Source organism: Gordonia iterans (genome assembly GCF_002993285.1).
Lineage (GTDB): Bacteria > Actinomycetota > Actinomycetes > Mycobacteriales > Mycobacteriaceae > Gordonia > Gordonia iterans.
In genome coordinates this window covers 2,233,424-2,255,995 of record NZ_CP027433.1, presented here as the reverse complement: position 1 = coordinate 2,255,995, position 22,572 = coordinate 2,233,424, and the positions used below count along the sequence as shown (strand labels likewise).

General features: G+C 70.2%; 21 protein-coding genes. 2 read left to right on the top strand and 19 right to left on the bottom strand.

The genetic code is table 11. The features are described 5' to 3' along the window. The first annotated feature begins 154 nt into the window (after window positions 1-154). Window positions 155-1,231 carry an alpha/beta fold hydrolase gene (locus C6V83_RS10330; protein WP_105942324.1) on the top strand — a complete coding sequence of 359 codons (1,077 nt, stop codon included), beginning with the start codon at window positions 155-157 and terminating at the stop codon, window positions 1,229-1,231. A gap of 28 nt (window positions 1,232-1,259) precedes the next feature. On the opposite strand, the gene pyrF is transcribed toward C6V83_RS10330, so the two are convergent. The 10 genes from pyrF to C6V83_RS10280 all read right to left on the bottom strand — a co-directional run bounded on the left by pyrF (window position 1,260) and on the right by C6V83_RS10280 (window position 12,482). Further along, entirely contained in the window at window positions 1,260-2,114 is an 855-nt protein-coding gene (gene pyrF / locus C6V83_RS10325; RefSeq protein ID WP_105942323.1) for an orotidine-5'-phosphate decarboxylase, read from the bottom strand. Next, on the bottom strand, window positions 2,111-5,461 hold the full coding sequence (carB, locus tag C6V83_RS10320) for a carbamoyl-phosphate synthase large subunit (RefSeq protein WP_105942322.1): 3,351 nt from the start codon (window positions 5,459-5,461) through the stop codon (window positions 2,111-2,113). The genes pyrF and carB overlap by 4 nt, the downstream gene beginning before the upstream one ends. Beyond that, entirely contained in the window at window positions 5,461-6,663 is a 1,203-nt protein-coding gene (gene carA, locus C6V83_RS10315; protein WP_105942321.1) for a glutamine-hydrolyzing carbamoyl-phosphate synthase small subunit, read from the bottom strand. The genes carB and carA overlap by 1 nt, the downstream gene beginning before the upstream one ends. Beyond that, window positions 6,660-7,310 carry a PH-like domain-containing protein gene (locus C6V83_RS10310; RefSeq protein WP_105942320.1) on the bottom strand — a complete coding sequence of 217 codons (651 nt, stop codon included), beginning with the start codon at window positions 7,308-7,310 and terminating at the stop codon, window positions 6,660-6,662. Before C6V83_RS10310 ends, carA begins: the two co-directional genes overlap by 4 nt. Continuing rightward, on the bottom strand, window positions 7,307-8,593 hold the full coding sequence (locus tag C6V83_RS10305; RefSeq protein ID WP_105942319.1) for a dihydroorotase: 1,287 nt from the start codon (window positions 8,591-8,593) through the stop codon (window positions 7,307-7,309). The genes C6V83_RS10310 and C6V83_RS10305 overlap by 4 nt, the downstream gene beginning before the upstream one ends. Further along, complete coding sequence (locus tag C6V83_RS10300; RefSeq protein WP_234353677.1) at window positions 8,590-9,627, bottom strand: aspartate carbamoyltransferase catalytic subunit; 1,038 nt, start codon at window positions 9,625-9,627, stop codon at window positions 8,590-8,592. Before C6V83_RS10300 ends, C6V83_RS10305 begins: the two co-directional genes overlap by 4 nt. Next, complete coding sequence (gene pyrR, locus C6V83_RS10295) at window positions 9,624-10,211, bottom strand: bifunctional pyr operon transcriptional regulator/uracil phosphoribosyltransferase PyrR (protein WP_105943861.1); 588 nt, start codon at window positions 10,209-10,211, stop codon at window positions 9,624-9,626. Before pyrR ends, C6V83_RS10300 begins: the two co-directional genes overlap by 4 nt. Before the next feature lie 103 nt (window positions 10,212-10,314). Further along, window positions 10,315-10,788: a transcription antitermination factor NusB gene (gene nusB, locus C6V83_RS10290; protein ID WP_105942318.1), complete on the bottom strand. Its 474-nt coding sequence runs from the start codon at window positions 10,786-10,788 to the stop codon at window positions 10,315-10,317. Beyond that, entirely contained in the window at window positions 10,775-11,338 is a 564-nt protein-coding gene (gene efp / locus C6V83_RS10285) for an elongation factor P (RefSeq protein WP_105942317.1), read from the bottom strand. Before efp ends, nusB begins: the two co-directional genes overlap by 14 nt. 22 nt (window positions 11,339-11,360) lie before the next feature. Beyond that, complete coding sequence (locus C6V83_RS10280; RefSeq protein ID WP_105942316.1) at window positions 11,361-12,482, bottom strand: M24 family metallopeptidase; 1,122 nt, start codon at window positions 12,480-12,482, stop codon at window positions 11,361-11,363. Between the two features lie 42 nt (window positions 12,483-12,524). On the opposite strand from C6V83_RS10280, the gene C6V83_RS10275 reads away from it, so the two are divergent. After that, entirely contained in the window at window positions 12,525-13,025 is a 501-nt protein-coding gene (locus C6V83_RS10275; RefSeq protein WP_105942315.1) for a B-4DMT family transporter, read from the top strand. 228 nt (window positions 13,026-13,253) lie between these two features. Here the strand turns inward: C6V83_RS10275 and C6V83_RS10270 are convergent, their stop codons facing one another. The 9 genes from C6V83_RS10270 to mltG all read right to left on the bottom strand — a co-directional run bounded on the left by C6V83_RS10270 (window position 13,254) and on the right by mltG (window position 22,548). Further along, the gene (locus tag C6V83_RS10270) at window positions 13,254-14,801 is read right to left on the bottom strand and encodes a DUF726 domain-containing protein (RefSeq protein WP_234353676.1); all 1,548 of its coding nucleotides are present in this window, start codon (window positions 14,799-14,801) and stop codon (window positions 13,254-13,256) included. 219 nt (window positions 14,802-15,020) lie between these two features. Further along, window positions 15,021-15,212 (bottom strand): hypothetical protein, encoded by a 192-nt coding sequence (locus tag C6V83_RS10265; RefSeq protein WP_105942314.1) that lies wholly within the window; start codon window positions 15,210-15,212, stop codon window positions 15,021-15,023. A gap of 69 nt (window positions 15,213-15,281) precedes the next feature. Then, window positions 15,282-16,388, bottom strand: a complete 1,107-nt coding sequence (gene aroB, locus C6V83_RS10260; RefSeq protein ID WP_105942313.1) for a 3-dehydroquinate synthase — start codon at window positions 16,386-16,388, stop codon at window positions 15,282-15,284. Between the two features lie 81 nt (window positions 16,389-16,469). Next, the gene (locus C6V83_RS10255) at window positions 16,470-17,009 is read right to left on the bottom strand and encodes a shikimate kinase (RefSeq protein WP_105942312.1); all 540 of its coding nucleotides are present in this window, start codon (window positions 17,007-17,009) and stop codon (window positions 16,470-16,472) included. After that, the gene (aroC, locus tag C6V83_RS10250; RefSeq protein WP_105942311.1) at window positions 17,006-18,211 is read right to left on the bottom strand and encodes a chorismate synthase; all 1,206 of its coding nucleotides are present in this window, start codon (window positions 18,209-18,211) and stop codon (window positions 17,006-17,008) included. The genes C6V83_RS10255 and aroC overlap by 4 nt, the downstream gene beginning before the upstream one ends. Window positions 18,212-18,259: 48 nt before the next feature. Then, window positions 18,260-19,042 carry a DUF1906 domain-containing protein gene (locus C6V83_RS10245; protein WP_407646277.1) on the bottom strand — a complete coding sequence of 261 codons (783 nt, stop codon included), beginning with the start codon at window positions 19,040-19,042 and terminating at the stop codon, window positions 18,260-18,262. A 212-nt stretch (window positions 19,043-19,254) separates the two neighbouring features. Next, entirely contained in the window at window positions 19,255-19,647 is a 393-nt protein-coding gene (locus tag C6V83_RS10240) for an A24 family peptidase (protein WP_105942309.1), read from the bottom strand. Between the two features lie 133 nt (window positions 19,648-19,780). Continuing rightward, on the bottom strand, window positions 19,781-20,632 hold the full coding sequence (locus C6V83_RS10235) for a shikimate dehydrogenase (RefSeq protein WP_105942308.1): 852 nt from the start codon (window positions 20,630-20,632) through the stop codon (window positions 19,781-19,783). Beyond that, entirely contained in the window at window positions 20,632-22,548 is a 1,917-nt protein-coding gene (mltG, locus tag C6V83_RS10230; protein WP_105942307.1) for an endolytic transglycosylase MltG, read from the bottom strand. Before mltG ends, C6V83_RS10235 begins: the two co-directional genes overlap by 1 nt. Window positions 22,549-22,572: the final 24 nt, after the last annotated feature.

The following is a 22,572-nucleotide window of genomic DNA, read 5'->3' as shown; positions in this document are numbered from 1 at the left end:
GTGCTCCACGGCTCCGGGGGAACCGGTGGGGCTTCACAACGATCCTATCCATATCTCGTCATGACCAGGACAGACGGTACCCCGCTGAGTCCCCGTCGACGAACACCGCCCCTGGGCGAGTCGGAAGTCGGACGCATCGGTAACCTCACGCAGCATGTCGCAGTCTGACCTGGCCACCCTCGCGCGCGTGCTGCGCGACGAGCTGGCCCCGCACACCCGTTCCGAATCCGTCGTCCTCTCGGACCGCCCGCACGCCAAGCTGCTGCGTTACGGCAGCGCCGAGCAGCTCACCGCCGCCCGCGAGAGCGGGGCGGTGCCGGTGCTCCTGGTGCCGCCGCTGGCCGTCCCGGCGAGCTGCTACGACCTCGCGCCCGGGGCGGAGCCGGGCAACTCGGTGGTCGAGTTCTTGCTGTCGACCGGCACGGTGCCGTACGTGATCGACTTCGGCGACGTCGGCCGCGCCGAGCGGGGCCTCGGGTTCGAGGACTACTTCGACACCTTCGTGCCGCGGGCGATCGGCGAGGTGATCGACGACTTCCGCGGCAGCGGGGACGCCGTGGACCTGATGGCCTGGAGCCTCGGAGGCACGATCAGCTTCATGGCCGCGGCGCACGACCGGAACCTGCCGATCCGTTCGATCATCAGCGTCGGCACTCCCCTGAACTACCTGAAGATTCCGCCGTATCCGTTGGTGCGCAAGATCTTCGGGCCTACGGGTGGTCGTCCGGCAACCTATGTACTGCGCGCCCTCGCCGGCATCCCGGCACCGATCGTGCGCACCGTCTACCGCGGCTTCGCTTGGGAGCGCGAGCTCAAGAAGCCGTGGTTCATCCTGTCGAACCTCGACGACACCGAAGCTCTCGAGCGCATGCAGGTGATCGACCGCTTCCAGCGTTCGCTGCCCGGCTACCCGGGCAAGGTCTCCGAGCAGATGCTGGTGAACTTCGTGGTGCGCGACGAAGTGTCCCGCGGGCGGCTCGAGTTCGACGATCACACGGTGGACCTGACCACGATCACCGCGCCGGTCTTCATGGTCGGCAGCCCGCGTGACGCGATCGCCCCGTACGCCGCGGTGAAGCACGGCGAGAAGCTGTTCACCTCGTCGTCGCACGTCGAGTTCCACACCGTGCCGACGAGCCACCTGGGCCTGCTCACCGGACCGGCCGCAGCCGAGCACACCTGGCCGGCGATCGCCGCGTTCCGGGCCAAGCTCGACGCCGAGCGACTCTGAGCGCGTTCACCGAAACCGCCCCGGTCGGTCAGCGCAGCGCCGACTCGATATCGTCGCGCGTCTGCGCGGTAGCGGCCGCGAGCGCGGTCGCGTCGGGCCCGGCCCGGAGAATGCTGCGGGAGGCCGCCGGCAGCAGCCACGACAGGTCCGTGGTGCCGCCGAAGATCGCCGCCAGGTCCGCAGGTGTGGCGCCCTGCGCACCCAGGCCCGGGGACAGGATGGGTCCGGCCAGCGCCGACAGATCCAGGCCGTGCTCGCGGGTGGCGCCGACCACGACGCCGACCGTCCCGGCACCGTCGGCGTTCACCGCGGCGGCCGCGTCGACGATGGACTGAGCGACGGTGGTTCCAGCTCGGCCCGGCTGAATCAGCGCGGTCTGGAGCACCGCCCCCTCCGGATTGGACGTGCGGGCCAGCACGAACACTCCCCGATCGGCGGCGCGGGCCTGCGCCACGGCCGGTTCGAGCGCGCCGAACCCCAGGTACGGCGAGACGGTGACCGCGTCCGAGCACAGCGGGGAGGCATCGTCGAGCCAGGCCGTCGTGTACGCCGCCATGGTGGAGCCGATGTCGCCGCGCTTGGCGTCGGCCAGCACCAGGGCGCCGGCCGCCCGGCAGCCGGCGACGACCTCCTCCAGGACCTCGAAGCCGCCCGACCCGAACGCCTCGAAGAACGCCACCTGCGGCTTGATCACAGCGGCGACCGGACCCAGACCCTCCACACAGGCCAGTCCGAAGGCGCGCAGGCCGTCCACCGACACCGGCAGGCCCCACTGTTCCAGCAGCGCGGCGTGCGGGTCGATGCCGGCGCACAGGCGGCCCCGCTCGGCGACCGCTGCGCGATAGCGCGCAGCGAACCCCACCGGCTCGGGATGCGACCTCATTTGTTGCCCAGGAGTTGAGCGTGGCGCCGCTGCAGCGACTCCACCCCCATGGTCTCGCCGAGGGCGGCCTCGATGCCCTGCACCGCGGCGCCGGCGCCGGGCACCGTCGTGATGCACGGGATGCCCGCGGTGATCGCGGCCGCACGGATCTCGTAGCCGTCGGCGCGCGGGCCGGAGCTTCCCGCCGGGGTGTTGACGATCATGGCGACCCGTCCGTCCCGGATCATCTCGACCACCGACTCCTCTCCTTCCGCCGCCTCGTAGTGCTTGCGCACCTCGGTCACCTCGATGCCGTTGCGCCGCAGCACGTCTGCGGTGCCCTTGGTGGCCAGCACGGTGAAGCCGAGATCCGCCAGACGCTTGGCCGGGAAGGCGATCGAGGCCTTGTCGCGGTTGGCCACCGAGACGAACACCGCGCCCTGTGTCGGCAGCGCACCGGACGTCGCGGTCTGCGCCTTGGCGAATGCCCGGCCGAAGTCGCGGTCGAAGCCCATCACCTCGCCGGTGGACTTCATCTCCGGGCTCAGCAGCGTGTCGATCGCGGCACCGTCGGGAGTCCGGAACCGGTTGAACGGAAGCACCGCCTCCTTGACCGCCACCGGCGAGTTCACCGGGATCACGGTGCCGTCGCCGCTGGCCGGGAGCACGCCCTGGTCGCGCAGTTCGGCGATGGTCATGCCCATCATCACGCGCGCGCACGCCTTGGCCAGCGGCACCGCGGTCGCCTTGGACACGAACGGCGCGGTGCGGCTCGCGCGCGGGTTGGCCTCCAGCACGTAGAGGACGCCGTCCTTGAGCGCGTACTGGACGTTGAGCAGGCCGCGCACGCCGATCCCTTCGGCGAGGGCCTCGGTGGATCGTCGTACCGCCTCGATCTCCTCGGCGCCCAGCGTGATCGGGGGCAGGGCGCACGCCGAGTCGCCGGAGTGGATCCCGGCCTCCTCGATGTGCTCCATCACCCCGCCGACGTACAACTCGGCGCCGTCGTAGAGCGCGTCGACGTCGATCTCCACCGCGTCCTCCAGGAAGCGGTCGACCAGCACCGGACGGTCGTCCGAGATCTCGGTGGCGCGCGAGATGTAGTCGGCGAGGGACTCCTCGTCGTACACGATCTCCATGCCTCGCCCGCCGAGCACGTACGACGGCCGGACCAGTACCGGGTACCCGATGTCGGCGGCGATGTCGCGGGCACCCTCGAAGGTGGTCGCGGTACCGAACTTCGGGGCGGGCAGGCCGGCGGCGACGAGCACCTTGCCGAACTCGCCGCGGTCCTCGGCCAGGTCGATGGCGCTCGGGCTGGTCCCGACGATCGGCACCCCCTCCGCCTGCAACTGGGCGGCCAGTCCGAGCGGGGTCTGTCCGCCCAGCTGCACGATCACTCCGGCCACGGTGCCCGACAGCGACTCGGCGTGGATCACTTCGAGGACGTCCTCGAGGGTCAGCGGCTCGAAGTACAGGCGATCGGCGGTGTCGTAATCGGTGGAGACGGTTTCCGGGTTGCAGTTGACCATCACCGTCTCGTATCCGGCTTGGCTCAGCGTCAGGGCGGCGTGCACGCAGGAGTAGTCGAACTCGATGCCCTGGCCGATCCGGTTGGGGCCGGAGCCCAGGATGATCACCTTCGGGCGGTCCGGCTGCGGCGCGATCTCCGAGGTCGCCGCGGGATCCAGTTCGTAGGTCGAGTAGTGGTACGGGGTCTTGGCCTCGAACTCCGCGGCACACGTGTCGACGGTCTTGTAGACCGGACGGACCTCGCAGGAATGCCGGAACGTGCGCACCGCGGCCTCGTCGGCGAGCGCGGCGTCACCCGAGGCCGCGCGCAGTGCCGCGATCTGCCGGTCCGACAGTCCACTGTGCTTGGCCAGCCGCAGCAGGTCCGCGTCGAGCCGCTCGGCGTCGCGCACCTGCGCGCCGACCTCCCCCATCCACGCGATCTCGGCGAGGAACCACGGGTCGATCGCGGTGGCCTCGTAGATCTGCTCGATGCTCGCACCGGCCTCCATGGCCTGCATGATCTTGTACATGCGGCCGTCCTTGGCGACGGAGATCTCGGCGAGCAGCGCCTCGAGGTCCAGCGTCGCCGGATCGGGCCGGTTCGCCTCGGTCCAGAACCCGGCGGCCTTGGTCTCCAACGACCGCATCACCTTGCCGAGGGCTTCGGCGAAGCTGCGGCCCAGGCTCATCGCCTCGCCCACCGACTTCATGGTCGTGGTGAGGGTGTCGTCGGCGCCCGGGAACTTCTCGAACGCGAACCGCGGCGCCTTCACCACGACGTAGTCGATGGACGGCTCGAAGCACGCCGGTGTCGCCTTGGTGATGTCGTTGGTGATCTCGTCGAGCGAATAGCCGATGGCGAGCTTGGCGGCCATCTTGGCGATCGGATAGCCGGTCGCCTTGGACGCCAGCGCCGACGAGCGCGACACGCGCGGGTTCATCTCGATCACCACGAGGCGCCCGTCGCGCGGATTCTGCGCGAACTGGATGTTGCAGCCGCCGGTGTCGACGCCGACCTCGCGGATGATCGCGATCGACTGGTCGCGCATCTTCTGGTACTCGACGTCGGTGAGGGTCATCGCCGGCGCCACGGTGATCGAATCGCCGGTGTGCACGCCCACCGGGTCGACGTTCTCAATGGAACAGATCACGATCACGTTGTCGCGGTTGTCCCGCATGAGCTCGAGCTCGTACTCCTTCCAGCCGAGGATCGACTCCTCGATCAGGACGTTCGCCGTGGGCGAGGCCGCGAGGCCCCCGCCGGCGATCCGATCCAGATCGGCGTCGTCGTAGGCCATGCCCGAGCCCAGCCCGCCCATGGTGAACGACGGCCGTACCACGACCGGGAACCCGAGCTCGGCAACCGTTTCGCGGACCTCGTCCATGGTGTGGCAGACACGCGACCGGGCGCTCTCGCCGCCGATCTCGGCGACGATGTCCTTGAACATCTGGCGGTCCTCGCCGCGCTGGATGGCGTCGATGTCGGCGCCGATCAACTCGATGCCGTGCTTGGCCAGGATCCCACGCTCGTGCAGGGCGACCGCCGCGTTGAGCGCAGTCTGACCGCCGAGGGTGGGCAGCACGGCGTCGACCGGGTGGCCCCCAGCTGCCTCGGTCTCGAAGACCTTCTCGATGAACTCGGGGGTGATCGGCTCGACATACGTGGCGTCGGCGAACTCCGGGTCGGTCATGATGGTCGCCGGATTCGAATTGACCAGCGACACACGCAGGCCCTCGGCCTTGAGGACCCGGCAGGCCTGGGTGCCCGAGTAGTCGAACTCGCAGGCCTGACCGATGACGATCGGGCCGGAGCCGATCACCAGGACGTGCTTCAGATCGGAACGGCGTGGCATCAGGAATCGGTCCCTTCCGGGGTCTGGCTCGCGGCGCGCGTGTCCATTGCGGCGACGAACTTGTCGAAGAGGTTGGCGGCGTCGTGCGGGCCGGACGCGGCCTCGGGGTGGTACTGGACCGAGAAGGCCGAGCCGTCGATCAGCTCGACGCCTTCGACGACGCCGTCGTTGGCGCACACGTGGCTGACGCGCCCGCGACCGAAGTCGGTGTCGAACTCGTCCCCGGCCTTGCCCTCCAGGGCGAAACCGTGGTTCTGCGAGGTGATGGCGACCTCGCCGGTGGCGACGTCGACCACCGGCACGTTGATGCCGCGGTGCCCGAACTTGAGCTTGTAGGTGCCCAGGCCGAGTGCCCGGCCGAGGATCTGGTTGCCGAAGCAGATTCCGAAGAGCGGGAGCTTGGCCGCGAGCACCTGCCTGGTCAGCTCGACGGCCCGGTCCGCCGTGGCCGGATCGCCCGGACCGTTGGACAGGAAGAAGCCGTCCGGCTCGATCGCCATGATGTCGTCGAAGGTCGCTCCGGCGGGCAGGATGTGCACCTCCACCCCGCGGGCGGCCAGCATCCGGGGAGTGTTGGCCTTGATCCCCATGTCGAGCGCGGCGACTCGGAAACGCGGTTCCCCCGCGGCCTCCACGACGTAGGGCTCGAGCGTGCTCACCTCGGCGGCGAGATCGGCGCCGGCCATCGGGGCCTGCGCGCGTACCCGGGCCAGCATGTCGTCGTCGGTCGAGACGGCCTCGCCGGAGAAGATCCCGGCCCGCATGGAACCGGTCTCGCGGAGCGTGCGGACTACGGCGCGGGTGTCGATCCCGGCGATGCCGACGACCCCCTGCGCGCTCAGCTCGTCCTCCAGGCCGGAGGTGGCGCGCCAGTTGGAGACCCGGCGCGCGGGATTGCGCACAGCGTAACCGGCCACCCAGATCTTGCCCGGATCCTGATGGTCGATGAAGTCGGCGGACCAGCGCACCTGCGAGCGCTTGCCGAGCAGGCTCTCGCCGTCCTCGGTGTTCCAGCCGGTGTTGCCGATCTGCGGGGCGGTGGAGACCAGGATCTGCCGGTGATAGCTCGGATCGGTCAGCATCTCCTGATAGCCGGTCATCGCGGTGCAGAAGACCGCCTCCCCCAGCGTGACGCCTTCCGCGCCGAAGCTGAGTCCTGTGTGGACGTCGCCGTTCTCCAGGACCAGTACAGCTTTGCTCATGACTTCTTCCTCTTCGTGTCCGGCCGTCGGTCGGATCTCGACTCCGCTCGATCGCCGGGAATGTCTGCTCGATCGCCGGGAATGTCTGCTCGATCGCCGGGGCCGTCCGTGCGATCACCGCTTTCGAGTTCGGCGAACGTCGCCTCGGTGACCTCGCGGTACGCCTGCGTCCAGTACTGGTATTCGTCCTTCTCGTCACCGCGGATCCCGGAATCGATCTCGGCGCCGGAGGGCAGCCGCCAGCGGATGGTGAGCACGCCGTCGCGCGTCATCACCTTTCCGGCGTGCCGGTTCTCGGTCCGGACGGCGGTGATCGCGTCGTCCGGGATCCAGATGTCCGAGGCGCCCCGCCGCGCCAGGAGGATCCCGCCGGGGTACCGGGAGAACTCCACCGCGGAGCGGTCGCCGAAGTCGCGCAGCGCGACGCGGGTGACCCAGCCGGGGGCGACCGTGCTGCCCAGGTACACCCCGGTCGACGGACCGAGGAGTCGTTCACCGGGGTCGTCGGGCACCGCCGGTGGATCACCCAGGATCGCCGCCTGCGCCCGGCCCCGCTTGCGCCACCCCCGCAGCGCCAGCGCGACCAGTGCGAGCCACAGCAGCACGACGGCGGCGACCAGCAGCACGTCGAACAGCCACGAGCTCATCGGTGCGTCACCGTGCCGCGCAGCACCGTGCCGAGCACCCGGCCCGGAAGGGTCATCGCGGCGTACGGCGTGTTCCGCGACTTGCTGGCCAGCTCGTCGGGGACGACGGTCCATTCCGCGTCCGGGTCGACGATCGTGAGGGTGCCGGGCTCCCCGACCTCGATCGGGCGGCCCTGATCGTCGAGCCCGACGATCTGCGCCGGCCGCTCGCTCATCACCCGGGCGACGCCTCGCCAGTCCAGCAGGCCGGGGCGGACCATCGTCAAGGCGATCACCGACAGCGCCGTCTCCAGACCGAGCATCCCCGGCTTGGCCTGCGAGAACTCGCAGCACTTCTCCTGGGAGGCGTGCGGCGCGTGATCGGTCGCGACGCAGTCGATCACCCCTTCGGCCAGTGCCGCCCGCAGAGCGAGCTTGTCACGCTCCTCGCGCAGCGGAGGGTTCACTCGATTGACGCCGTCGTAGGTCTCCAGGCGGGAATCGTCGAGCAACAGATGATGCGGCGTCACCTCGGCGGTGATGTCGATCCCCTGGCTCCGGGCGAACCGGATCAGCTCGACGGTGCCCTCGCAGGAAGCGTGTGCGACGTGCACCCGCGCACCGGCGTCGCGGGCCAGGAGCGCGTCCCGCGCGACGATGGACTCCTCCGCGGCGCGCGGCCAGCCGGCCAGACCGAGCCGCGCCGCGGTGGGACCGTCGTGTGCGACGGCCCCGACGGTCAGCCGCGGATCCTCGCTGTGTTGCGAGATCAGCACGCCCAAGCCGCGGCTGTATTCCAGCGCACGCTTCATGAGCACCGGGTCGTGCACGCACTTGCCGTCGTCGCTGAAGAGCTTCACCTTCGCCGCGCCGTCGGCCATCATGCCCATCTCGGCGAGCTGTTTGCCCTCCAGACCGACGGTCACCGCACCGACCGGGTGGACGTCGCACAGCCCCACCTCACGCCCGATCCGCCACACCGCGTCGGTCAGGGCCGCGTTGTCGGCGACCGGCGCAGTGTTGGCCATCGCGAAGATCGCGGTGTAGCCGCCGCGTGCCGCCGCGGCCGAACCCGTCGCGATGGTCTCGGTGTCCTCGCGACCGGGCTCGCGGACGTGCGTGTGCAGGTCGACGAAGCCCGGCAGCAGCACACCGCCGCGGCCGTCGAGCGTCGCGGCGCCGGCCGGCGCCGGCAGCCCCGGGCCGATCTCGGCGATGACGCCGTCGGACACCGCGACGTCGACCGGGTCGCCCTCACCGTAGAGCCGGACATCGGTGATGAGCACCGAACCTGTGGCCGTCACTGCTGCGCGCCTCCTGCATGCTGATGATGGGCTGGGGTCGTATCCGGCTGGTTGTGGTCATCGGGCCCGCTCGCAGGCTCCGCGCGCTCGTCGCTGGCCAGGAGCCGGAAGAGCACCGCCATGCGGACGTGCACGCCCGCGCGCACCTGGTCCAGAACCACCGACTGCGGGGCATCGGCGACGTCGAACCCGATCTCCATGCCGCGCAGCATGGGCCCGGGGTGCAGCACCGCCGCGTGCTCGGGCAGCAGCGCGAGCCGGTTGTCGTTGAGCCCGTAGCGCACCGAATACTCCCGGGCGCTCGGGAAGAACCCGCCGCTCATCCGCTCGGCCTGGACGCGCAGCATCATCACCGCGTCCGCCGACGGCAGCTCGGCGTCGAGCTCCGTGCTGACCCGCACCGGCCAGGTGTGGACACCGGTCGGCAGCAACGTCGGCGGCGCGACCAGCACCACGTCGGCGCCGAGGGTGGACAGCAGGAAGGCGTTCGAGCGCGCGACCCGGGAATGCAGGACGTCGCCCACGATCGCAATCCGGCGGCCGTCGAGGGAGCCGAACTTGGCCCGCAGCGAATACGCGTCGAGCAGGGCCTGCGTGGGGTGCTCGTGCATGCCGTCGCCGGCGTTGATCACCGACGGTCCGGTGGTCGGCAGGCCGAGGATGTCGGTGCCGTCGTTGGTCCAGCGCGCGATCTGCGCCGCCGCCCCCGACGCCGGGTGACGGACGATCAGCGCGTCCGCGCCGGCCGCCCGCAGGGTCTTGGCGGTGTCGCGCAGCGACTCCCCTTTACTGACCGACGAACTGGACGCGCTGACGTTGATGACGTCTGCGCTCATCCACTTGCCGGCCACCTCGAAGGAGACGCGGGTGCGGGTGGAGTTCTCGTAGAAGACCGTCATCACGGTGCGGCCACGCAGCGTCGGCAGTTTGCGCACTTCGCGGCCGGCCAGTGCCTGCTCGAAGCGGGCGGCTTCGTCGAGCAGTTCGATCGCGTCGTCGCGGCTCAGGTCCGCGGTGGAGAGGAGATGCTTCACCGGCCGGCTCCCGGGGTGGTCGGGACGGGGGTGCGCAGGACCACTTCGTCGGTCTCGTCGTGTTCGGCGAGGTGGACTTCGACGTCCTCGTCGCGCGCGGTGGGGATGTTCTTGCCGACGTAGTCCGCCCGCAACGGCAACTCGCGGTGCCCGCGGTCGACCAGGACCGCCAGTTGCACCGCGGACGGGCGTCCCAGATCGCGCAGGGCGTCCAGGGCGGCGCGGACGGTGCGTCCGGAGAACAGGACGTCGTCGACGAGGATCACCAGGGCGCCGTCGACGCCACCGGTCGGGACCAGCGTCCGCTCCAGCGGACGGTGCGGCTTGTCGCGCAGGTCGTCGCGGTAGAGGGTGATGTCGAGGTAACCCGTGGGCACCTCGACGCCGCTGAACTCGGCGATCTTGCCCGCGAGCCGGGTCGCCAGCGAGGTTCCGCGCGTGGGAATCCCGATGAGGACCACCGGGGTCGCGCCGTCCGAGTCGAGCGCGGTCTTCTCGATCACCTGGTGCGCCATTCGCGCCACCGTGCGGCCGACGTCGGACGCATCCAGCAGCGTCCTGGTGCGGTGCCTCGTCGAGGCCACCGGGGATTCCGCGGGTTCCGGGGAACCGCTGACCGGCGTGGTCAAACCGACCTCCTTCTCCGCCTCACTGGACGGATCGTTAAAGGAATTGCCGAGCCGAATACTACTCCTCGGCGGTCGCCGCCCGCACCTGGGGTGCCAGCACCGCGATGCGGTCGAGCACGCCGTTGACGAAGGCCGGCGAGTCGTCGGTCGACAACTCCGTGGCGAGCTTCACAGCCTCGGTCAGGACCACCTTGACGTCGATGTCCGGGGCGTACAGCAGCTCCCACGTCGCCAGGCGGAGGATCGCCCGGTCGACGGCGGGGAGCCGCTCGAACTTCCAATTCAGCAGATGCGAGGAGATGATCGCGTCCACCTGCTCGGCGTCGGCGGTCACCCCCTCGACAGCCCGGACCGCATAACCGGTCATTTCGCCGACCGCGTCGTGATCGTCGAACACTTCGCGGCGCTCGGCGATCAGTGTGGTCGCGGGGACGCCCTTCGCGTCGGCCTCGAACAGGAGGTCGACAGCGCGCCGCCGCTGCCGGTGGCGGCCGCGGGGCTCGGGCGTGCGGGGCCGGTCAGCTGTTGACACGGCCGAGGTAATTCCCGTCGCGCGAATCGATCTTGAGCTTGTCGCCGGTGTTGATGAACAGCGGCACCTGGACCTCGGCCCCGGTCTCCAGGGTGGCCGGCTTGGTGCCGCCGGTGGAGCGGTCGCCCTGCAGGCCCGGGTCGGTCTGGGTCACCTCGAGCTCGACGGTCACCGGAAGCTCGACGTACAGCGGCGCGCCCTCGTGGGTGGCGACCTGGACGGTCATGTTCTCCAGCAGGAAGCGTGCGCCGTCGCCGACGGTCTCCGGGGCGATGGTGATCTGGTCGAAGGTCTCGCCGTCCATGAAGACGTAGTCGGTGCCGTCGTTGTAGAGGTAGGTCATGTCGCGACGGTCGACGGTGGCGGTCTCCACCTTCACACCGGCGTTCCAGGTCTTGTCGACACTCTTGCCCGACAGCACGTTCTTGATCTTGGTACGCACGAAGGCGGGACCCTTGCCCGGCTTGACGTGCTGGAACTCCAGAATCTGCCAGAGCTGGCCGTCGATCTTGAGGACGAGGCCGTTCTTGAAGTCGGCGGTAGTCGCCATGAAAAGTACTCCTTGATGAAAGTCAGAGGATCCTCAACGCCCGGGGGGCGTGAGTCAGCGACCGTGCGCCGGAGCCGGTGACCACCAGGGTGTCTTCGATCCGGACGCCGCCGCGCCCAGGTAGATAAATACCGGGTTCGACGGTGACGGTCGCGCCGTCAAGCAGTGTACCGGTCGCCGCCGAGCCGATCGGAGGCGCTTCGTGGATCTGCAGGCCGACGCCGTGTCCGAGACCGTGCACGTAGTACTCGCCGTACCCGGCGCCGTCGATGATCTCCCGCGCGGCGGCATCGACCTCGCGGGCCCGCGCGCCGGCCGCGAGCGCCGCACGGCCGGCCTCCTGCGCGGTCTGGACGACCCCGTGGATCTCGCGCTGCCAATCCTGCGGCTCACCGAGAACGAACGTCCGCGTCATGTCCGAGTGATAGCCGTCGTACACGGCTCCGAAGTCCATCTTCACCAGATCTCCGGATTCGAGGACCGCGCCGGTCGGCCGATGATGCGGGATCGCCGAGTTCGGGCCCGCCGCCACGATGGTCTCGAACGCGATCGCCGACGCCCCGCGGGCGTACATCTCCCATTCGAGTTCCCTGGCCACCTCGCGCTCGGTGCGTCCGGGCCTCACCGCCCCGCGCTCGATCAGCGCCTCCAAGGCCTGGTCGGCGATCGCGCAGGCCTGCTCGACGGCGGCGACCTCGGCGTCGTCTTTGCTTTCGCGCAGATGCTCCACCAGCCCCCGGACCGGCACCAGGGTGATCGTCCCGAGCCGATCGGCGGCGGTCAGGTCGTGGAACTGCGCGACCGTCACCGCCGCGGCTTCGAACGCGACCCGTGGGCTGCCGGAGCGGCCCGCCGCGGCGGCGAGCAGCGCGGCCAGGGTGTCGCGGGCGATGATCGCGTCCAGTCCGGGCGACTGCGCCGCGACCTGCTCGGTGTAGCGACCGTCGGTGGCGATCCGGTCACGGTCCCGATCGTCGCCGGACCAGACCAGGACCGAGCCGTTGCTCCCGGTGAAGCCGCTCAGATAGCGGACGTTGACGAGGTCGCTGACGACGATCGCGTCAGCGCCGTGCTCGGGCAGCACGGCTGCGAGGGCGGAACGCCGGGTGGTGGAGCGAGGGAGGGAGATGTGCGAAACGGCCATGTCCTGATTGTTGTACAGGTCTCATCCCGGTACGGTATCGGCATGGATTCGTGGCTCCTGCGTGGACTCGTCATGTCGGTCGTACAGATCGCCGCTCGTATTCTCCTCGGTCTGGCGATCATCGCCTGGCCGGTCCAGTCGCCGATCTACCGCGCCGTCGCAATCGCCGTCGGGGTGCTGGTCGCCGTCGTCTGGGGTGGCTACGACGGCATCCGCGACGCCCGCGCGAACCCCGACCCCGACGACTACGAAGACCTCACCATGCGCTGGCTCAAGGCCGGTCTGGTCGCCGGTCTGATCTCCTGCTTCGTCTGCTGGATCCTCGGCACCTTCTGGTTGGACGGCATCGGCCAGGCCGATTTCTGGATCGAGATGATCGCGGGCACGTCGTTCATCACCCTGCTGGTGTACGTCCCGGCGTTCTTCGGCGTCAGCATCGGCCGCTACCTGGTGCGCCGCGAGCAGCGCAAGGGCGAGGACGACGACTGGTCGCACCACGAACTGCACAACCAGCCGACCGAGCCGGTCAAGACCGGCGCCTGACCGCACAGCGCGATACGAGACAGCGCGATACGCGACAAGAGGTCCGGACTACCCCGCCGAGTCCGGACCTCCTGTTCACGACCGCAGTCGGCCATCCGCGACTGCCGTAGGCCATCCGCGACACCCGGCTGTAGAAGCGACGGTCCCAAGTGTCGCTTCTACACCGGGCAGTCGCGGACCCGTTCCGACTGTCGCGGCCGGTGCGGAACGGCGGAGCACCGTTCACGATCAGACGAGGTCGACGCCGTCGAAGTAGTCGCTGTGTCCGGCGACGTCGGCGGTGACGTCGTAATCGAGGATGTTCGGGTAACTGCTGCCGAACCCCGCCGCGCCCACGGCGGTACTGCCGGCCATCGCGGTCTTGAAGAGGATCTTGAGAACCTTGTCGTTCGACGAGTAGTAGTTGTGCACCGTGCCGTGGACCGAGGAGCTCAGCTGACGCCAATCGCCGTTGCGGCCGCGCGCTGCGCCGACCAGGTGGACCGCGCCGACCGCGGGACCGTCGTCCGTGGTGCCCAGAGTCTCCGCGGCGGTGATCATCGCCCGGCCTCCGAGGCTGTGCCCGATCAGGATCACCTCGTCCACCTCGGTGCGAGCGAGGATTCCGGCGAGTGCCGCCCCGGTCTTGTCGGCCCGGACCGCCGCCGCATGCCACGGGTTCTTCATCAGACCGACGCCGGCCATCGCCCAGCCCACCGGGCCCACGAGCGCCGCGGCCGCCTTGTTCGCCATGGCCCCTGCCGCTCCGGCGACCGCTCCCCCGCCGCCGAAACCGACCCCGCCGGCCGCGTACCTGGCGATGCCCTGCAGTTCCTTCGAGCCCCAGCGCACAAGATAGATCGGCGAGTCCGGATACCGGACCTCCGCCATCTGCACGGCCGCCCGCCAGTCCTGGGCGTTCTGAGTGAGGAAGCCGCGTGCGATCAGCACCGGGGTGCCCGGTCCGTCGCGGAACAGCTCGATGCCGAACGACTTGTCGTCGCTGACGTACGCGTTGATCACGCTCGCCCCGAACGCTCCGCCCAGCGAGGCGCCCACCGCGGTGATCACGGCGGTTCCGCCGGCCACTCCGAGCGCGATGCCGCCGGACCCGACCGCACCCCCGCCGAGGGCGGCGAGGCCCCAGCTGCTCGCGGCGGCGCCGTACAGACCGCCGACCTTCACTCCGATCAGCCCGCCCAGCGCGGGAGCCGCGGCGTACGCCACCGGGCCGAGCACCGCCCCGCCCAAGAGTCCGAAAGTGACCAGCCGCGTGTGCCTCGCCAGATTCGGCTTGTCGAACTCGAGGATCTCCTCGTACCGGTCCGGCGAGGCGATCGTGTCCTTCGCTCGCTCGAAGCTGGGCAGCTCGTGCCGGTGCTCGGCACAGTACTTGGGCAGTTTGACCGAACCGGGACCCCGCACCGCCATATTGCGGCACCGCGGCGCCGGGCACACGCGGGTGGGTGAACCGCACGCCGTACAGAGATAAGTCGGCAGGCGGCGACGGAGAGTGATCGCGCCGTGCGTCGTCTTCGCGAAGCAGCCCGAGCACCAGCGGTCGGCGAGAACCTCGCCGTTGAGCCGATCGACGAACCCGGAGATCTCCTTGGCGATCTGCTCGTGGACGGCCGCCTGCGCCGCCTGATTCTTCTCGTCGTCGGGTTCCTCGGCGTTCAGCGACGCGATCGAGTGCTTCGCGTACGCCCACGCGTTGTTCACCATCGCCTGATTGGCGGTCATCGCCTCGTCGCCCTCGATTGCCGAAGGTTTCGACTGCGCAAGGGATCCCGTCATCTTGAGGCGACGTCCCATCGGCGACCTGAGGACGCACAGAACGTCGTCCACTCCAATGACGCTGACCGCCAGAGTTGCACTCATCTGATGATTCACTTCCTGTTGTGCATGTGTCGTAAGAACTGTACGACGAGCCACTGACAACATGGTGTGCAGTCGGTGCCACAACGGACCGTTGTCGGTCGTTCAGACGACAGTGATCGTCGGGCTCGAGCGTGGTCAGCTGGTCCCACGGCGACTTCGACGAGACCTGATACCAGGCGACGCCAGCAGCGGCCACGACATCTCGTCGGGCTGGAAGTGTTTGGGACCACGTGCCCAGAACAGCTTCTCGTAGTCACCGCGCCACCAGAACGTCGCGTACAGCGCGACGGCGATCACGGAGGCGATGAGATTCGCCCACCACGGCATCGACAGGACTCCTTCGTCCAGTCGTGATCACGGCGCCCGACCGAGCGCCGCTGCGGCACCCGCGCGCCGTCAGCCGAGCAGGATGCCGCCGGAGCCGCGCTCACCGGCGACGGCCCCGTACGCCGCGGCGATCAGCGCGGGGTCCGGCGCCTCCAGGCGACCGGGCTTGGCCAGGCCGTCCAGCACGACGAACCGGAGCATGCCCGAACGGTTCTTCTTGTCCCCGGCCATGTACTTGAGCAGATCGCCGAGGGCGTCGGGGTCGTACGAGGTCGGCAGCCCGACCGCCTCCAGGACGGTGCGGTGGCGGTCGGCGGTCTCGTCGTCGAGACGGCCGGCGAGGCGGGCGAGTTCGGCCGCGAAGATCATGCCGACCGAGACGGCGGCGCCGTGACGCCACTTGTACCGCTCGCGGCGCTCCAGCGCGTGTCCGAGAGTGTGGCCGTAGTTCAGGATCTCGCGCAGCGACGACTCTTTCAGGTCGGCCGAGACGACGTCGGCCTTCACCTGCACGCTCCGGCGGATCAACTCGGGCAGGACGTCACCGGCGGGATCGAGCGCGGCCTCCGGATCGGCCTCGATCAGCTCCAGGATCACCGGATCGGCGATGAAACCGGTCTTGATCACCTCGGCCAGGCCGGCGACGATCTCGTTGCGCGGCACCGTCTCCAGCGTGCCCAGATCGATCAGCACCGCATCCGGCTCGTGGAAGGAGCCGACGAGGTTCTTACCCGCGTCGGTGTTGATTCCGGTCTTGCCGCCGACGGCCGCGTCGACCATGGCCAGCAGCGTGGTCGGCACGTGCACGACGCCGATGCCGCGCATCCAGGTGGCCGCCGCGAAACCGGCCAGGTCGGTGCACGCGCCGCCGCCCAGGCTCACCACCTTGTCGTTGCGCTTCATCCCGATCTTGCCGAACACGTCCCACAAATAGGCGGCGACCTGGAGGTCTTTGCCGTCCTCGGCATCGGGGATCTCGACCCGATGCGCGTCGATTCCGCGCTCGGTCAGGAACTCGCGGATCTGTTCTGCGGTCTGCTTGAGCGGCGGCTGATAGACGATCGCGACGTGGTCGGCGCTCGCGACGGCCTCGCCCAGGTCGGTCAACAGACCGCGGCCGATGATCACGTCGTACGGGTCGGCCGCACGGACGGCCACCTTCACTGGCTCAGTCATGGTCCTTCTCCTTGGTCAATCGGCTTCGGCTCGTCACTTCGTTTCTCTCGCGTCGCAGCCGGGGTCCGGTTCGGTCCGGCGCTACGCCGTGCTCCGATCCGCGGGCTCGGGCCCCCGAGGGGCCAGCAGGCTCAACACGCGTTCGACGACGACGCCTACCGGAGCGGTCGCGTCGACGACGTGGGTCGCGACGGCCTCGTATGCGGGGACGCGTCCGGCCAGCAGTTCGGCGTATCGGCCCGCGGGATCCGGGTCGTTCAGCAGCGGACGGTCCGAGTGCTCCACGCGCGCGAAGCCCTCGGCCGGGCCGATGCGCAGATAGACGACGGGATGATCGCTCAGGGCGGCCGCGATGTCCGGCACGGTCACCGATCCGCCGCCGAGTGCGACGACACCGTCGAACGTGGCGAGCGCGTCGAGCACCACGTCGCGTTCGAGCGCCCGGAACGCCGCCTCGCCGTCGTGGGCGAAGATCTCCGGAATGGTGCGGCCGGCGCGGCGCTCCAACTCCGCATCGGTGTCGAGGTAGCCGACCCCGAGAGCATCCGCGAGCGCGCTGCCCACCGTGGACTTCCCGGAGCCCATGAACCCGGTCAGCACCGCGCGGGGGGTGCCCGTCATGGGCGCGGCGGGCGCGCGTCGATCGCGTCGAGGTAGCTGCGCAGATTGGCCGCGGTCTCGGCGGCCGAGTCGCCGCCGAACTTCTCCAGCGCGGCCTGAGCCACGACGAGAGCCACCATCGCCTCGGCGACCACACCGGCCGCCGGGACCGCGCAGACGTCGCTGCGCTGGTGGATGGCAGTCGCCGGCTCGCCGGTGGTCATGTCGACAGTGGACAGCGCCCGCGGCACCGTCGAGATCGGCTTCATGGCGATCCGGACGCGCAGGTCCTCACCGTTGGTCATGCCGCCCTCGGTGCCCCCGGCCCGGTTGGTGGACCGGAGCACGCCGTCGGCGCCGGGCACCATCTCGTCGTGCGCCTGGCTGCCCCGCCGTCGCGCGGTCGCGAAGCCGTCGCCGACCTCGACGCCCTTGATCGCCTGGATCCCCATCAGGGCGCCGGCCAGCCGGGCATCCAGGCGAGTTTCGCCGGACACGTGCGAACCGAGGCCGATCGGCACCCCGGTCGCGATGATCTCGACGACGCCGCCGAGGGTGTCGCCGTCCTTCTTCGCCGCCTCGATCTCGCCGATCATGGCGGTCTCGGCATCCTTGTCGAAGGCCCGGACCGGGCTCGCGTCGATGGCCGGCAGATCGTCGTAGCGTGGCACGGGGCCGTCGTACGGTTCGCTGGCACCGATCGAGACGACGTGCGAGAGCACCTCGATCCCGAAGACCTGCCGCAAGAAATTGCGGGCGACCGTGCCTGCCGCGACCCGGGCGGCGGTCTCCCGGGCGCTCGCGCGCTCCAGGACCTGGCGCGCGTCGTCGAACCCGTACTTCAGCATCCCGGAGTAGTCGGCGTGACCGGGGCGCGGCCGGGTGAGCGGCGCGTTGCGGGCGCCCTCGAGCTCGGCCGGATCGACCGGATCGGCCGACATGACCTTCTCCCACTTGGGCCACTCGCTGTTCCCGATCTCGATCGCGATCGGGCTCCCCATCGTCACGCCGTGCCGGAATCCGCCGATCAGCGTCAGTTTGTCGGCCTCGAACTTCATCCGCGCACCGCGGCCGTAGCCCAGGCGCCGGCGGGCGAGTTGTTCGGCGATGTCAGCCGAGGTGACCTCGACTCCGGCCACCATGCCCTCGACCAACGAGATCAGGGCGGGGCCGTGGGATTCTCCAGCAGTAGTCCAGCGCAACACAAGGGACAATTGTTCCAGAAGTCTCCCGGAGAGCCGTCATCGGCTCGAACTGCGGAGCCGCAGGCGCTACCTCCACTGGCCGTAGTCCGGCTTCAGAACGGTATTCACGTCGACGGTCACGCCGCCGACCCGCCTCTGGCCGGGAATCTGATGCAGGTGCGCGGCGGGATGCAGATAGCCCTTCGGGGTGCCCCAGTCGTGCTGCCAGAACCAGCGCGCCATGCCGAACGACGACGCCCACTGGATGGTCGACGCGTTGCCGTAGACGCCCACCCGTCCGGCGCCGATCACCGAGCGCCACGCCAGCAGATACGGTGCGATCTGGGTGACGAACTGGGTGAACGTCGGATCGTCGTCGATGGAGACGTAGATCGGGGCGGTGTCGGGTCCGCCTGCTGCCCGGTGGATGGCCACGCCCCGCCGGCCGTGGTCGAGCCCGGCGGGGTAGCCGCCGAGCCAATCCGCGGTGTCCCCCTTGCCGAACTGGTAGTTCGAGACGACGGTCAGTCCGGCCGCTCGCATCGCGGCCGCCTCGTCGGCCCGCAGCGGTTTGCCGGTCATGTACTCCGCACCCGGCCGGCGCTCGGAGATGTAGCGGATCACCCCGGCGTGCCCCGCGTCCTTGACGGCCGCGGGAGACGGGATCCCCACCGCGTAGTCCAGGATCGTGCCGTGCGAGATGTTCGCGGGCAGCGACGGCGGCAACTCGGAGGAGCCCCGGGCCAGCGCTCCGGCGGGACCCTCCCCGGTCTCGGCACGGGCGCCGGAGGCGGCGATCGTCGTCGTACCTGCCACGACCGCACCGGTCGCCGCCGCGGCGAAGAAGCGGCGACGGGACACCGCGGGGATTCGGTCAGACACCGGAGACCTCACTGATCGACGACGAAGCTCACCGACCACCCTAACGCCTGACCCCACGAGCCTCTCTCACCTCATCAGTCACAACTCGGACACGACCTTGTCCACCGGGTTCACCATCGTCTGCTGCATTGTCGTCTGGCTGCCGGGTTAACCGAGCAGCCGGAACACAATCCGGCAGTTCGAGACGAGCGCGACAGTGGTCAGAGTCCCGCGAGCGCGTCGACGGCCGCGACGAGAAGCGCGGCCGCGACCAGCGCTGGACCGTGCGGGACGGCACGACGACGCGCGAGCGCACACGCGGCGACCGTCAACACGGCGGCGAGCAGCAGGGCGACGAGCGCCGACGACGGCGAGCCCAACAGCACTCCGCACCCGGGGGCGAGCTTGACGTCTCCCCCACCACACCCGCGCGCGGCGAATCCGGCCAGATAGGGCGCCGTCAACGTCACCGCCGCGAGGCCCGCGACGGGATCCTCCCAAGCCGCCAGCACGGCGATCAGCAGGAGCGGGAGGGTGAGCGCGTTCGGCGCGCGTCCGGTGCGGCGGTCGTACGCGGCGACGGCCGCCAGCAGTGCGAGGAGGGCCCAAGTCATGGCTCCAGCGTGAGCCGTCACCGGCGCGGCTGCTCAGCGCTGTCCACAGGCCGCCGTACGGCGATCGACTTGTCCACAGGTCGGGACCGGACCCGGCCAGTGAGTGCCCGGGCGTCAGCGGAAGGCGGGGGCGTCAGCGCAGGGCGGCGGCCATCGCCGCGCGGGGCGCGGGCAGGCCGGTGAACTGCTCCACCTGGCTGTAGGCCTGGTTCAGCAGCATCGTCAGTCCGCCGACCACCACACCGCCGGCGTCGCGTATCGCGGAGGCCAGTGGAGTGGGCCAGGGGTCGTAGATGACGTCGACGAGTCGTTCGGCACCGCGCAGCGACGACACGATGGGTGCGGTCGCTCCGGCGGGCACCGTGGAGACGACCACGTCGGCGCGGTCGACCGCCTCGCGCAGCGGCGGTCCGTCTTCGAAGCCGACCACCCGGCACTCGACACCGAGGCGGCCCGCCAGATCCACGGCGCCGGCGGCCCGCGCGGCGCTCCTCGCGACGATCGTCACCTTCCCGACGCCCCACTCGGACAACGCCGCCAGCGTCGGCAGCGCGGTGCCCCCGGCGCCGACGATCACCGCTGAGGAGGCATCGGCGGGCACTCGGGCTTCGGCGAGCGCACCCGTCATCCCGTCGACGTCGGTGCAGTCGGCGCGCCAGCGGCCGTCCGGCAGGCGCACCAGGGTGTTCGCCGAACCGATCAGCTCAGCGCGCGCGGTGCGCTCGTCGGCGAATTCCAGGGCCGCGATCTTGCCGGGCATCGTCACCGAGAACCCGGCCCACTCGGGCCCGGCGGCGGCCACGCGGGACGGCAACTCCTCGGCGGTGGTCTCCAGTGCGTCGTAGGTCCAGCCGTCCAGACCGAGGGCGGCATAGGCGGCGCGGTGCAGATCCGGTGACCGGGAGTGCCCGACCGGTGTGCCGAGCACCGCGGCGCGGCGCGGACCGTCGCGCACGATTCCCGGGCCGGCGGCACCGGGCGCCATCAGCTGCAGCCCGTGACGACGAGCTTGTTCCGGCAGGCGACCTCGCGGTTGCGCTTGTGCCGCTCGAAAGTCCGGGCGAACAAGGTGGTGCCCTGCTTGTCGACGGTCACGAAGTAGAGCCAGTCGCCCTGTGCCGGGTTCTCGACTGATTCGAGGGCACGCTCGCCCACCGCGCCGATCGGCGTCGCCGGCAGCCCGTCGCGCTGATAGGTGTTCCACTCGTTCTTGTCGCTGAACGCCTTGCCGCGCACGTCGATGTCGGTGATCTCGGCGGTGTAGTTGACAGTGGAGTCCATCTGCAGACGCTGTTCCCGTTCCAGTCGGTTCAGGATCACCCGGGCCACCTTGGCGTAATCGTCGGGCTGGCTCACCTCGGCCTCGACGATGGAGGCGACGATCAGCGTGTCGTACGGCATCAGCCCCGAATTGTTGGCGCTGAGCAGGCCCCACGTCTCGAACCGGGCGACGCTGCGGGTGATCAGCGAATGCAGCAGTTCCTGGGCGTTCAGCCGCGGATCGAGATCCTCCCACGCGCCCGAGGCGATCAGGCCCTCGAGCCGGCGATGGTCGCCGGCGAGCTTCTCCACCGGGGCCTTGGCCCAGTCCGGCACACCGAGCTCGCCGACCGTCGCGGTCGCCGCGGCCTGCTGCAGCTCCTCGGCCGTGACGCCGTAGGAGGTCCCGTCGGCCTCGACCGTGGTGGCGGCTTCGATCTCGGCGAAGATCCCGGGAGTGACCTTTCCGTCGACGCCCTTCTTCGAGTCCAGCTGGGCGCCTTCGGGGATCACGAGACGGCCGACCCGATACTCCTTGTCGCCGTTCGCCATCTTCTCGACGGCTGCGGCGCCGGAGATCCCGGTGGGCAATCGGTAATATCCGCCGGAGAGCGCCTGCGAGCCGGCCGCGTTCACGAATGCGTGCTGGCTCCCCACCACCCCCGCATCGGCCAGGATCTGGCCCATGTCGCGCAGGGACGAATGTTCCGGAATCGCCACCAACGTGGGTTGTCCGCCGGTGTCCGAGGCGAAGTCCTTCCGGGAGTCGAACACCCCCAACGCGTGCAGCGCGAATCCGCCTGCCAGGACCAGCACGAGGACCACCGCGAGACCGGCGATGAGCACTTTGCGATTGTTCCGCGACGCCGGCATGCCCTGCGCGGTGCCCTCGTCTCCCGGTCCGTCGCCGCCGGGACCGTCGCCACCCGGTCCGCCGGCCGCGTGCGCGCCGCGGCGCGGGGCGTCGTCGAGGATGTCGAAGCCGGTGTGCGGCCCAGTGGTGACGGTCGTGGCCGGTCCGGCGACCAGGGCGTCCTGCTCGGTGGTCGGGGTGACGTCGGCCGGCGACACCGCGTTCGTAGCCGGCATCCACTCGGTGTCGAGGGCGTCGAGCGGGGTCGCGCCGATCTCGGCGGAGGTAGCGCGCTCGGCCGGGATCGCCGGCAGCTCGTCGGTCGTCGGAGACGCGGCGCGTGCATGCGCCTCGAACGACGACGGCGGTGCGGCGTGCGCCGCCGGACGCGGCTCCGGATCCGGGGCGCGGTGAACCGGCGCGGGATCGGGGGCTCGGTGAAGCGGCTCCGCCGCGGGGTGAGCGAGGGGTGCGGGGCGAGTGGCCGCGGCCGGACGCACCTGCGCTGACGAGGTTTCGGGTGCCGGGTGCGGCTCGGGTGCCGGGCGAGCCGGCGGTGCGGTGAAACCGCGGACGCTCAACTCCGGGAGCGCCGGCTCGGCGTACCGGATCTCCAGGTAAGGGTTCTTCGACCGTTCCGGACGGCGGTAGTCGACCGTCGGGTCGGGCAGATCCGGCTCGGTCCGGACCAGCGGGATGCTGCCGGTCGTCGTCGGATCCCCTGGGGCGCGACGCCCGCGATGGCGGGTTCGCGAGGCTCGCCGCGGTGTGCCCGGCACCGGAGGCATGTTCGGGCCTCCGTTTTCGTCCGG

Excerpts from the sequence above, each read along its gene's own strand:
- C6V83_RS10330 (WP_105942324.1), top strand. The coding sequence starts at position 155 with ATGTCGCAGTCTGACCTGGCCACCCTCGCGCGCGTGCTGCGCGACGAG.
- pyrF (WP_105942323.1), bottom strand. The coding sequence starts at position 2,114 with ATGAGGTCGCATCCCGAGCCGGTGGGGTTCGCTGCGCGCTATCGCGCA.
- carB (WP_105942322.1), bottom strand. The coding sequence starts at position 5,461 with ATGCCACGCCGTTCCGATCTGAAGCACGTCCTGGTGATCGGCTCCGGC.
- carA (WP_105942321.1), bottom strand. The coding sequence starts at position 6,663 with ATGAGCAAAGCTGTACTGGTCCTGGAGAACGGCGACGTCCACACAGGA.
- C6V83_RS10310 (WP_105942320.1), bottom strand. The coding sequence starts at position 7,310 with ATGAGCTCGTGGCTGTTCGACGTGCTGCTGGTCGCCGCCGTCGTGCTG.
- efp (WP_105942317.1), bottom strand. The coding sequence starts at position 11,338 with ATGGCGACTACCGCCGACTTCAAGAACGGCCTCGTCCTCAAGATCGAC.
- C6V83_RS10280 (WP_105942316.1), bottom strand. The coding sequence starts at position 12,482 with ATGGCCGTTTCGCACATCTCCCTCCCTCGCTCCACCACCCGGCGTTCC.
- C6V83_RS10275 (WP_105942315.1), top strand. The coding sequence starts at position 12,525 with ATGGATTCGTGGCTCCTGCGTGGACTCGTCATGTCGGTCGTACAGATC.
- C6V83_RS10270 (WP_234353676.1), bottom strand. The coding sequence starts at position 14,801 with ATGACGGGATCCCTTGCGCAGTCGAAACCTTCGGCAATCGAGGGCGAC.
- C6V83_RS10265 (WP_105942314.1), bottom strand. The coding sequence starts at position 15,212 with ATGCCGTGGTGGGCGAATCTCATCGCCTCCGTGATCGCCGTCGCGCTG.
- aroB (WP_105942313.1), bottom strand. The coding sequence starts at position 16,388 with ATGACTGAGCCAGTGAAGGTGGCCGTCCGTGCGGCCGACCCGTACGAC.
- C6V83_RS10255 (WP_105942312.1), bottom strand. The coding sequence starts at position 17,009 with ATGACGGGCACCCCCCGCGCGGTGCTGACCGGGTTCATGGGCTCCGGG.
- C6V83_RS10240 (WP_105942309.1), bottom strand. The coding sequence starts at position 19,647 with ATGACTTGGGCCCTCCTCGCACTGCTGGCGGCCGTCGCCGCGTACGAC.
- C6V83_RS10235 (WP_105942308.1), bottom strand. The coding sequence starts at position 20,632 with ATGGCGCCCGGTGCCGCCGGCCCGGGAATCGTGCGCGACGGTCCGCGC.
- mltG (WP_105942307.1), bottom strand. The coding sequence starts at position 22,548 with ATGCCTCCGGTGCCGGGCACACCGCGGCGAGCCTCGCGAACCCGCCAT.